This window comes from Caballeronia sp. M23-90, from assembly GCF_053574605.1.
Map to the genome: position 1 here is coordinate 1 of NZ_JBSIPA010000233.1, position 10,082 is coordinate 10,082.

At 60.3% G+C, this 10,082-nt stretch carries 8 protein-coding genes and 2 pseudogenes; 5 read left to right on the forward strand and 5 right to left on the reverse strand.

Going from position 1 to position 10,082, the window contains the following annotated elements; genetic code table 11:
• A pseudogene (locus ACRXB1_RS21140) lies at positions 1-234 on the forward strand (NAD-dependent protein deacetylase); the annotation flags it as partial.
• On the opposite strand, the gene ACRXB1_RS21145 reads toward ACRXB1_RS21140, so the two are convergent.
• Together ACRXB1_RS21145 and ACRXB1_RS21150 are read right to left on the reverse strand one after the other, a co-directional pair.
• Entirely contained in the window at positions 235-1,086 is an 852-nt protein-coding gene (locus tag ACRXB1_RS21145) for a PA4780 family RIO1-like protein kinase (protein ID WP_062002801.1), read from the reverse strand.
• 848 nt (positions 1,087-1,934) lie between these two features.
• Complete coding sequence (locus tag ACRXB1_RS21150) at positions 1,935-2,273, reverse strand: hypothetical protein (RefSeq protein WP_449493113.1); 339 nt, start codon at positions 2,271-2,273, stop codon at positions 1,935-1,937.
• Here ACRXB1_RS21150 and ACRXB1_RS21155 point away from each other — a divergent pair.
• Entirely contained in the window at positions 2,272-3,939 is a 1,668-nt protein-coding gene (locus tag ACRXB1_RS21155) for a hypothetical protein (protein WP_449493114.1), read from the forward strand. The two genes, ACRXB1_RS21150 and ACRXB1_RS21155, sit on opposite strands and share 2 nt — an antisense overlap.
• 327 nt (positions 3,940-4,266) lie before the next feature.
• On the opposite strand, the gene ACRXB1_RS21160 is transcribed toward ACRXB1_RS21155, so the two are convergent.
• A complete protein-coding gene (locus ACRXB1_RS21160; RefSeq protein WP_449493115.1) occupies positions 4,267-6,372 on the reverse strand; it encodes a phosphocholine-specific phospholipase C in 2,106 nt (701 codons plus the stop codon).
• Positions 6,373-6,429: 57 nt separating this feature from the next.
• Entirely contained in the window at positions 6,430-6,717 is a 288-nt protein-coding gene (locus ACRXB1_RS21165) for a hypothetical protein (RefSeq protein WP_143325613.1), read from the reverse strand.
• Between the two features lie 281 nt (positions 6,718-6,998).
• Here ACRXB1_RS21165 and ACRXB1_RS21170 point away from each other — a divergent pair, with 281 nt between their 5' ends.
• A complete protein-coding gene (locus ACRXB1_RS21170; RefSeq protein ID WP_449493116.1) occupies positions 6,999-8,105 on the forward strand; it encodes a catalase family protein in 1,107 nt (368 codons plus the stop codon).
• 53 nt (positions 8,106-8,158) lie between these two features.
• On the opposite strand, the gene ACRXB1_RS21175 is transcribed toward ACRXB1_RS21170, so the two are convergent.
• Positions 8,159-8,521 carry a glyoxalase superfamily protein gene (locus ACRXB1_RS21175; protein WP_062003658.1) on the reverse strand — a complete coding sequence of 121 codons (363 nt, stop codon included), beginning with the start codon at positions 8,519-8,521 and terminating at the stop codon, positions 8,159-8,161.
• Between the two features lie 277 nt (positions 8,522-8,798).
• Here ACRXB1_RS21175 and ACRXB1_RS21180 point away from each other — a divergent pair, with 277 nt between their 5' ends.
• Both ACRXB1_RS21180 and ACRXB1_RS21185 read left to right on the forward strand, forming a co-directional pair.
• A complete protein-coding gene (locus ACRXB1_RS21180) occupies positions 8,799-9,236 on the forward strand; it encodes a hypothetical protein (protein WP_449493117.1) in 438 nt (145 codons plus the stop codon).
• Positions 9,237-9,439: 203 nt separating this feature from the next.
• A pseudogene (locus tag ACRXB1_RS21185) lies at positions 9,440-10,082 on the forward strand (hypothetical protein); the annotation flags it as partial.

Below are 10,082 nucleotides of genomic sequence, written 5' to 3' on the forward strand. Positions count from 1 at the left end.
TTGGATGCGGCTGCGGCCGCGCTCGATCAGGCCGATGCCATGCTCGTGCTCGGCTCGTCGCTGATGGTGTATTCGGGTTTTCGGTTTTGCGAATGGGCGGCGCGTGCCGGCAAGCCCATCGCGGCGGTCAATCTGGGGCACACCCGGGCGGATGCGCTCCTGCAGTTCAAGGTCGAAGCCCAATGTGGGCCGGTGCTGTCCGGCCTGGCCGATGCGCTCGAAGGCAACCGGTAATCAGTTGCCCTGTTCCTGCTCGCGCCGGATGCGCGCTTCTTCTTCAAGCCGGATGTCCTCGATCTCCTGCATCACGGCTTCGAGATCGACCGGGGTTGTATCGGCTTCGACGTGGCCTGTGAGCTTCGTATCCACGGTGAGCAGTCCCGCTTCGTAGAGCGTCCACATTTCCTTGCCGTAGTTCGACTTGAGCAATTCCGGCGCGAACTGGCCGAAGTAGGTCGCGAGGTTGTCCACGTCACGCTGCAGCATGGCGGACGCTTCGTTGTTCCCGGCGGCGTCGACGGCCTGCGGCAAGTCGATGATCACCGGACCGTCCGATGCAAGCAGGATGTTGTACTCGGACAAGTCGCCGTGAATCATGCCCGCACACAGCATGCGCACCACTTCACGCAGCAGCGCGGCGTGCAATTCGAGCGCGCGGTCGTGACTCATGTCCACGTCGTTCAGTCGCGGCGCGACGTCGCCTTGCGCGTCCACCACGAGTTCCATCAGCAACACGCCGTCGGTGCATATGTACGGCTGCGGTACACGAACGCCGGCATTCGCCAGCCGGAACAGCGCATCGACTTCGGCGTTCTGCCACGCCTCTTCCTGCATTTGCCGGCCGTAGCGCGTGCCTTTTTCCATCGCACGCGCTTGCCGGCTGTTCTTCACCGTGCGTCCCTCGCGATACGACGCCGCCTGACGGAAGCTGCGCTGCTTCGCGTCCTTATAGACCTTCGCGCAACGGGTGGAATCGCCGCTTCGTACCACATATACGGTCGCTTCCTTGCCGCTCATCAGCTGGCCGATGACCTCGTCGATCAGCCCTTCTTCCAGCAATGGCAGCAGTCTTTTTGGTGTTTTCATGAGGCCGCCGCACAGGAAAGGACTTCGCGGGAATCGCGAAGAGGGCGGAAGGCAGGGAGGCAGGAAATTGGAATCATGGCGGATTATAAAGGCAACGCGGACAAGCACGGGCAGAACGGGCGGCGTCCGGCAAGGGCTCCGGTTTGCGGAAAACGCGTTTTGACTCGGTGAGGCTGGAGCGAATCTTCGGACATGCGTTGAAAAGAGCCTGATCGGTTCAATGGCAGACATCGAGGCTATCAGTAAAACCAACGCTCAAGTTCTGAATAAGCCGTCCGTTAATCAGGATTGGCAGTATGCAAAGTTTCGGACGAGATTTTTACGAGGACTTTGAGCCATGGGTTTATATCCGGGCGGTGGACGCGTAGACGTAGCGAATTGAAAGCGCTTGTTTGTAGTGCGGAGCCAGCGGACCAACGCACGGCACTGTAACGGCAGAAACGGTTCACTTCTGAAACACCCTGTTATTATCATATAGTATGAATATTCAGCGCATTGATATTGGAGAGATTGACCATTCCGTTTAAGGCGCGTGGCATTTGATCAAAATAATCTGATGATTATGTAATTACCGATTTTTAGGTCGCGTTACAAATTGTTACGTCGATATTACTGGTTTAAAACGTTTCGTCTATGTAACATCATTTCGGATTTCAGCGTGCGTGGCGGTTGCAATTAAGCGATTCCGTTTTGCGATACGCCATCGCTGCGAGCCTTTTCTCCAAATTCAATCCTTCGCCGAGTTCCCTTGTTGGGCGCTTGGGGGCACTGCTGTGCCCGATCCCGGCTTCACCGCTACGACCAGGCGATCATCGAATGAAAACGAACGCGCTACTCAGCTATTCAATTTATTCAGTTCTGCTGTCGTTGGCCGCATGCGGCGGCGGAGGAGGCGGCGGTTCCAGCAACGCCGCCAGCGGTGGCGGCGCGGCTGCCGCTGCAAGCGGGAACGGTTCAGTCACCGCTTCCGGCACGTCCGCACCGGCTTCGGATAACCCGGCAAGCGGCCCTGCAGGGACAACCGGCAACGCGGGTGTAGTCGCCGGCGCGACCCCCGCAGTGGTCTCGCCATCGGTGGTGTCCAACGCGGCCTTGGTAATGACGTGCGCGGCGCCGGTCACGAGCGCGGCGTCATCGGGCGGCGGATTGATCGCAGTCGACACCCCCAGCGCCGATGGCACACGCATGTTCGCATCCGGTTCGACCTTCCAGCTCGCGATCGCGGCAAACCCTCCGGGTGCCGACACGCTTGCATGGACCGTCAACGATGCGCTCGGCAAGACCGTGGCGAGCGGCAACTTCGCGGCGCCATCGGGCGGCAGCACGACGACGCTCAATTGCACGTCGACAGTGGCGGGTTACTTCGCGGTATCGGCGACGCTTGCAAAAGCGGGTGGCAGCATCCCGACGGCAGGCACGCGCCCGACCGGTTTCGCAACCTTCGGTGTTCTGCCCGATGTCACTCCGAGCCTGCCGGCGCCCACCTATGCGCATCAGGAGCAGCACCGGTTCGGCATGCAGGGTTTCAACGGCTGGACAGCGATGCTGGGCGCGCTCGGAATCAGCTCGACAATCGATGACCGCCAGCTGTCCAGCACGGAGCCGAATGGCCCCAACAGCTTCGCCGCGGCGGCCACGACGACCGATACCGGTTATTCAAGCGGCCAGATCATGCGGCTCGTGCGCCTGGACGGCATCCCGGCATGGGCCAGCCCGACCGGCGCGTTCAACGACAGCGCGTACTTGCCGAAGGATCAGGCAGGGTATCAGTCTTATCTGAACCAGGTTGGTTCGGAAACCGAAGCAATGCGCAGAAAGTACTTCCCGGCGATGACCAGCAACTACTATCAGGTCACGTGGGAGCCGGACCAGACATGGCTGGGGTCGAGCGCGGATTTCGTGACGCTCTACAAGCTTGCCTACACGGGCCTTCATGCAAGGGACCCCAACGCGGTCGTGATGGGACCGACAGGCGCGTTTCCATCGCTGACCACGAATCGGCTCAAAGCCATGGCGCCGCTCGGTCTTGCGCAGTATCTGGACGGCATCGCGACCCACGGGTATTACGATGCCGGCACATCGCCGTCGCATCCGCCGGAGCGTCTTGCCACCGATCCCGATCCGGCCAATGCCGCCAATGCGCTGATGAACGAGATGCGTAACTTGCGTCAGGAGATGCAGGCGGATTATCGGCCGGGCATGAAGCTGTTTGCCACTGAAACGGGTATCAGCTACGACCTCGGGACGTCGTACGGACCTGACTATCCGACATCGAACGTGCTGTTTGCGCAGGGCGCGATTGTCGCGCGCACCCACATCATCCTGCTGGGTGAAGGCGCGGATCAGACCTATGTGTTCTACGGTGCGGACTATCCGGGGGAGACCGGTTACGGCACGTTCTTCGATTTATCGAACGCACAGGGATCGTTTGGCGCTAGCAACGTCAGTCCAAAGCCCGCGGCGCTGGCGGTCGCGGCGATGACACGCGTGCTCGACGGGACGATCACGCTCGGTCCCGTGAGCGGTACGCCTTCGGGCGTCTACGCCTATGCGTTCGAGCAGCGCGGGACGGGCAATGCGGTGACGGCCTTGTGGACCCACAACAATGCGGTCTGGAGTGCAAGCGGCGGCTTTAGCCAAACCTATAGCGTGGGCTATACGCTCGCGGTCGATGCCCCGGGCACGAGCGGTACGGTTCAGGTGCTGGACTGGATGGGCAATGCTTCGAGCGTTGCCTATGGCAACGGTGTGGTGTCATTGAATTTGACCGAAGCACCGTTGTACGTGGTGGCGAAGAACGCCGGCGTGGCCAAGGCGAACGCGACGTTGCCCGTGGGTTACACCGGCGCGTGACGGAGCAGGCGTAACGCGTGTGGTGAATCGACATATAAGCAAGGCGTCGGAGATCGGGCGACCGCGGGCGTAATGCCTCAAAGCGGGTTAGCGGCTAACGCTGTGCTCGCCTGTGTCCGTCTGTTGCTTTAAATCCCAGATTACCCGACGGTCACGCCGGGCGCCCATTTTCAGATGAGCGCGCGGAAAAGTGCGTTAGCGTGAGGTGTCTCAACAACGAGATTCGACTAAGTTAAAAGCGCGGCATCGCAAGCAAGTGACGCACTCGCCAAAACAATCCCGGAAGCGCCACACCAAAAACTCCTTGCAGCGCCCCCGGCGACACCCTTAACTCCCCAGCGCAGGATCCGTCATGCTGCTCTTGCCGGTCTCCACATGCCCGGCAAATCGCCGCACGAACGAGCTGTCCGTATCGATGGTAATCGTCACGTCATACCACCCGAACGCTTCACGCAGATCCAGATAAACCGTCTCCGTCCCGCCGCCGCGAATCGACTGCTTGATCGTGGCGCCGGTTTCATAAGCGCTGGTGATCGTAAAGTTGCATTTCCCGGTTCCGAGATTCTTCAGGCGCAGTTGAAGGTTGCCATTCGCGACATCGTAGCCTTCGACCACTTCGGCGATCGCCTGATTGTCACTCCACCAATGCTGCTCCACAGCCTTGCCGGCAAAGCGCCGCAAGAAACCATTGGGACCGTGGATCACGTAGTCGTATGCGTTGGAAGCCGCCAGCGGCAAATCATCACGCAGACGCTTTCCGGCTTCGACCGTATAGCAGCTTGGCGCTGTCGTGGTGTTCGCGGTGAAAACCAAAAACGTCGCGCCCACGCTGCCCGTGTTGATAAAATCGAACGTGACGCCGTTGGTGGTGCCTGCATGCGCGTGAACGAACAACTCATAAGGCAGCGCACGCGCCTGACGTACACCGGCTTCCTGTTTCGGTACGGCCTGGATGGCGGGCGGCACCGGAACATAGTCGGGATGACGAATTTTCTGAACCGGGGCGTAACCGCTTGTATCGGGCAACGTCGGCAGGGTTGCGTTCGGGTTCTTGAAGTTGAACGCGGATGTCAGGTCACCGCAGATCGCCCGGCGCCATGGCGTGATGTTCGATTCGATGACATTCAGACGCGAACCAAAACGCTTCTCGATGAATTGAATCACGGACGTATGATCGAAGACCTCCGAGCACACGAAACCGCCTTTTGACCAAGGCGAAACGACCAGCATCGGCACCCGCGTCCCCAGGCCGTATGCACCGCTCTGGTAGGTCGAGCTGCCCGGGAAGATCTCGTTGACGATACTGACCGTGGACTTGCCGTCGGACGCAGACGCGGGCGGAAACGGCGGCACGACGTGATCGAAGAAACCATCGTTCTCGTCATAGTTGATCAGCAAGACCGTCTTGCTCCAGACCGCCGGATTCGACGTGAGAATCTGCAGCACCTGGTCGACGTACCACGCGCCATAGTTCGCCGGCCAGTTCGGATGTTCCGAGAACGCTTCGGGCGCAACGATCCACGAAACCTGCGGCAACGCGTTGTTCTGGACATCGCGCTTGAGGATATCGAAGTATCCGTCGCCTGCTTGGGCGTTCGTGCCCGTACGCGCCTTCTGATACAGCGCGCTACCCGGCTGCGCGTTGCGATACTGGTTCAGGTAAAGCAGTGCGTTGTCGCCATAGTTGCCAATGTACGGGTCGTTGGTCCAGCCCCACGAACCGTTGGCGTCGAGTCCCGTGCCCGCGTCCTGATAGATCTTCCACGAGATGTTTGCCTTCTCCAGCACCTCCGGATACGACCCCCAGCTATAGCCGACTTCCGCATTGTCGATGACCGGTCCGCCGCCGTTGCCGTCGTTGCCGACCCAGCCGGTCCACATGTAATAGCGATTCGGATCGGTCGATGAATTGATCGAGCAGTGGTATGCATCGCAGATCGTGAAGGCATCGGCGAGCTGGTAGTGAAATGGAATGTCCTCGCGCGTCAGATACGCCATGGTCGTCGTGCCCTTGTAGGGCACCCATTGGTCGTAGCGGCCGTCGTTGTAGGCGCCTTTGCCCGACTTCCAGTCATGCGGCAAGTCCTGGATGAACTGGTTGCCGAGATCCGGCGCGCTGGGACGGAAGGGCAGTACTTCGCCGAGGCCTGCAGCCAGCGGCTGATTGAACACCGGCTTGCCGTTGGGCAGCGTGACGGCGCGTGTATCGCCGAACCCGCGTACGCCTTGCAGCGTGCCGAAGTAATGATCGAATGAACGATTTTCCTGCATCAGCACGACGATGTGCTCGACGTCCTGGATGCTGCCGTGCACATTGTTGGCGGGGATGGCGAGTGCGTTGCGAATGCCTGCGGGCACGACGCCCATTGCAGTGGCGGAACCGGCGGCCTGAACAGCGGCCCTGAGGAAGTCACGTCGGCTTTTTAAGGTCATGGGTTTTTATCAGTCGGGGTGGGGGAGAGAGTGGTAATTGCAGGTCGTACATCGAAATCACTCCGCCTCGTGAATCACGGGAGGCAGCAGGGGGTCGGACGCAGGCGAGGCGGGTGATTCTTTCGGCGGGCCAAGGCTCGACACAGCCGTGGAAGGCTGCGTCTGCTGCAATGCCCAGTTCTGGATGTCCGATGAACTTGCCGGGAGCGGCGCGGCAGTATCGGTTTGCGGTAAGGAGGATGGAGCGGCCGACGATGGCGCGTCGTGATCGCCACAGGCGACGAGCATCGGGCAACCAAGCATCGCGCACAGCATCCAGGCGACGGTGACGGATCTCTTGAACACAAGCGTCCTCTGGACGGAAGGCAAACGTTGTCATGCGCGAACGCTTTGCGAGGGCATTGCACGGCATGACACCAAATGAACTAGCGAGAGGATAGAAATTACACGTGTAGGAATTATTAAATAAAGGAAATAATCGAGCGACGTAAAGACAACGTAATGCAGTAGTCGGCTTAAAGAAGGGTTGGAGCGTCGTCATGCTGCACGTCCCGGGAACAACGATTGCGCAAGTCTTCTGCATTAATTGACTAGTTAGTCCCGAGAAATCCACCGGAACGCCCCACATGTCCACGCCACTCAGCATCCGCCCTTTGCTGTTCGATTCCACTTTCGAGCAGATCCCCGCCGACGAAGCCGAGACAATGCAGGACCTCGTCAAGACACTGCGAGGCATCATTGAAACCACTTCCGCCGACTATGGTCATGCCGTGCGCAGCGTCCACGCAAAAAGTCACGGCTTGCTGCAAGGCGAGCTGACCGTGCCGGAAGGTTTGCCGCTCGAGCTCGCACAAGGCGCGTTTGCCAAGCCCGGAACGCTCCCTGTCGTCATGCGGTTTTCGACTAACCCCGGCGATATCCTCGATGACAAGGTTTCCACGCCGCGTGGCCTCGCGTTGAAAATCATCGGCGTGCAAGGAGAGCGTTTGCCCGGCGCCGAAGGCCAGGTGACGCAGGACTTCGTGATGCAGAACGCGCTTGCGTTTACCGCCGCGACGCCGAAGGCGTTTCTCACCACGCTCAAGGCGCTGGCGAAGACAACCGATAAAGCGCCTGGCCTTAAGCAGGCGTTATCGGCGGTGTTGCGCGGCACCGAGTCCGCTGTCGAGGCACTGGGCGGCGAGAGCGGCACGCTGAAGAGCCTCGGCGGGCACCCGAAAACAAACCTGCTTGGCGAGACCTACTCCACGGTCGTGCCGGTCCTGTACGGCTCGTACTACGGGAAGGTTGCGATCGTGCCGGTATCGCCGGAACTCGTCGCGCTGAAAGATGCGCCTGTGGATCTCGACGACAAACCCAATGGCCTGCGCGAAGCGGTCAATGAATTTTTCGCGACCACCGGCGGCGAGTGGGAAGTGCGGGTGCAACTCGCGACCGACATAGAGAAGATGCCGGTTGAAGATGCATCGAAGAAATGGTCGGAGGAAGACAGTCCGTTCGTCACGGTCGCGCGCATCCGGGTGGTCTCTCAGCCGGCATGGACCGATGCGCGTTCGGTAGCGGTAGATGACGGCCTCGCCTTCAGCCCGTGGCATGGCCTGAGTGCGCATCGGCCAATTGGCGGGGTGCAGCGCTCGCGCAAACCCGCCTATGAAATGTCCTCGGGATTCCGGGCCCAGTTCAACGGCTGCCCCATGCACGAGCCTGAGTCACTGGACCGCTTGCCCGACTGATCATCGGCGTTGAAATCCAACGCCCGGTCCGCGGAATGCGGACCGGGCGTTTCTTATTCAGCGCGTTCGCAAAAACTGATGCGATTGCCGAACGGATCGGACACTGAGAGCACGCGACCCCATGGCATGGTCTCGACGCCCGGCCGCGCATGCCGGTAGTTCTTTTGCGTCAACTCGGCATGCCATTCATCGATACCTTTCATGGGGACGAACAGTGCGGAGCCCGGCGTGGCATCGCCGAAATGTTCGCTCAGATGCAGCGTCATTGCATCGCGCGAAATCTGTGCGTAAAGCGGTGCGTCTTCCGAAAACCGGTGTTCCCATTCCCATTTGAAGCCAAGGAAATCGACGTAAAACTCCCTGGCTTTATCGATAGAAAAAATTCGGAAGATAGGGATGGCGGGCGACAGTTTCAAAGCGAGCTCCAACGCGTTTCAGGACACTCGATCTTGCCGCATAAGCACGCCCTTGCCCACCCGCGCGAACCGTCGAACGTTTGCTCACCAAGGCCGGTACGTGGGGGCGCATATATATGAAGAATTCGTTAAAGCTTCTCCCTTACATGCCGTAAAAACGTTGTCAGCGGCAGCTTGCAAACACCGCGACAACTCCGCACCGGGGCCTTGGTCAGACACAGGCGAACGCGGACGTGACCATAAAACAATGCTGCGGGCAGAGAGCACGGGAGAACATATGGCAATCGACACGGCGCAGCAGGTCATGCAGCTTGGCGACTATGCGAAGCGGCTCAGCGCGGCGCGCGATCGGAGCTACGCACTCGCACGCGAGGTCGAGCGCTCGCGAGGCGTGCTGGACTTCATGGCGCACGATCCGGCGAGTGACCCGTCTTTATGCGAATACGCGACAAAGGCGCTCGAGCTGCTGTGCGAAAACCTCGTGCGTTTATGCGCGCTGACCGACGAGGCGTCGGCGAACGCCGAAGCGCTTGCAAGTCTGCCTCTGAAGTATTTTTCAAACGAGACGGGCACCGCTGGCGAACTGGATGCCGCGGTGGCGTCGCTTGTCGAGGCCACGACCACGGCGGAAACCGAACTCGTCGAACTTGCACAGGTAGTGGCAGAAGCGTGCGAGGCGGTCGACGAGATGCGCCGGCCAGAACAAATCGGGTAAACCCCGAAGATCGTAATTTTGACGCGGTAGTATTCGGGTATACGCGAAACGCCTTGCGTTTCGTGCGCGTCCCGTGGCAAGACGTTCGCCGGCGATCCCGGCTGACTCTCTTGCCCGACGCAAACAGGAGAGTCCGCTGCGGCGGACTCGTCGTATCGGAAGCGGTCACAAGCCGTTACCGGCACTTGCCCCGGGTATTACACATGTCCATCGCTTCCATTGCGCAGGTTTTTCATCGTGCGCATCGCTTCCAGCCTGCTGCCGGCGCGTCTTGTGCCGCTGTTGCTCCCGTTTCCTCATCACGCCTGCTGTCCCTCCTGCTTGGCTCCGATCCCGGACTGTTGCGCTTTCATACCGCGTTGCGCAGCGCGTTTGCGTGTTTGCTGACCGGGTTTGTGACGATCGGCTGGACCGTCGCGACGCATCGGCCGCCGACGCTCGCCGCATTTGCATTGTTGTTCGCGATGATCGCACCGCTGTTTCTGCGCGATGCCGGATGGCGCGGCTGGTTGCGTTCCCTTGCAGCGATCTACGGCGCGGGATGCGCGAGTTTCGTGGCCGCCACTGCGCTTGCCCCTTGGCCGCTTGCCGCCGATGCCGCCTTTCTCGCCGTGCTCTTCACCGGCATGCTGGTACAGGCGTGCGGGCCGCGCGCGCTCGGTAGTGCAATGACCGCTGTCGTCGCGTTCTATCTCGGGCTTTATCTGCATCCGACGTTTGCGCATGCGTGCATGACGCTGGCGTTATCGACCGCAGGCGTCGCCATTGTCGTGCTCACCGGGCGCGTACTCGTACCCACGCATCCGCGCGCCACCCTGCAGCGCGCACTGAGCACGGTTGCGCAGA

Coding starts and splice junctions, on each gene's coding strand:
- ACRXB1_RS21145 (WP_062002801.1), bottom strand. CDS start 1,086: ATGAAAACACCAAAAAGACTGCTGCCATTGCTGGAAGAAGGGCTGATC.
- ACRXB1_RS21155 (WP_449493114.1), top strand. CDS start 2,272: ATGTTCGCATCCGGTTCGACCTTCCAGCTCGCGATCGCGGCAAACCCT.
- ACRXB1_RS21150 (WP_449493113.1), bottom strand. CDS start 2,273: ATGCGTGTGCCATCGGCGCTGGGGGTGTCGACTGCGATCAATCCGCCG.
- ACRXB1_RS21160 (WP_449493115.1), bottom strand. CDS start 6,372: ATGACCTTAAAAAGCCGACGTGACTTCCTCAGGGCCGCTGTTCAGGCC.
- ACRXB1_RS21170 (WP_449493116.1), top strand. CDS start 6,999: ATGTCCACGCCACTCAGCATCCGCCCTTTGCTGTTCGATTCCACTTTC.
- ACRXB1_RS21180 (WP_449493117.1), top strand. CDS start 8,799: ATGGCAATCGACACGGCGCAGCAGGTCATGCAGCTTGGCGACTATGCG.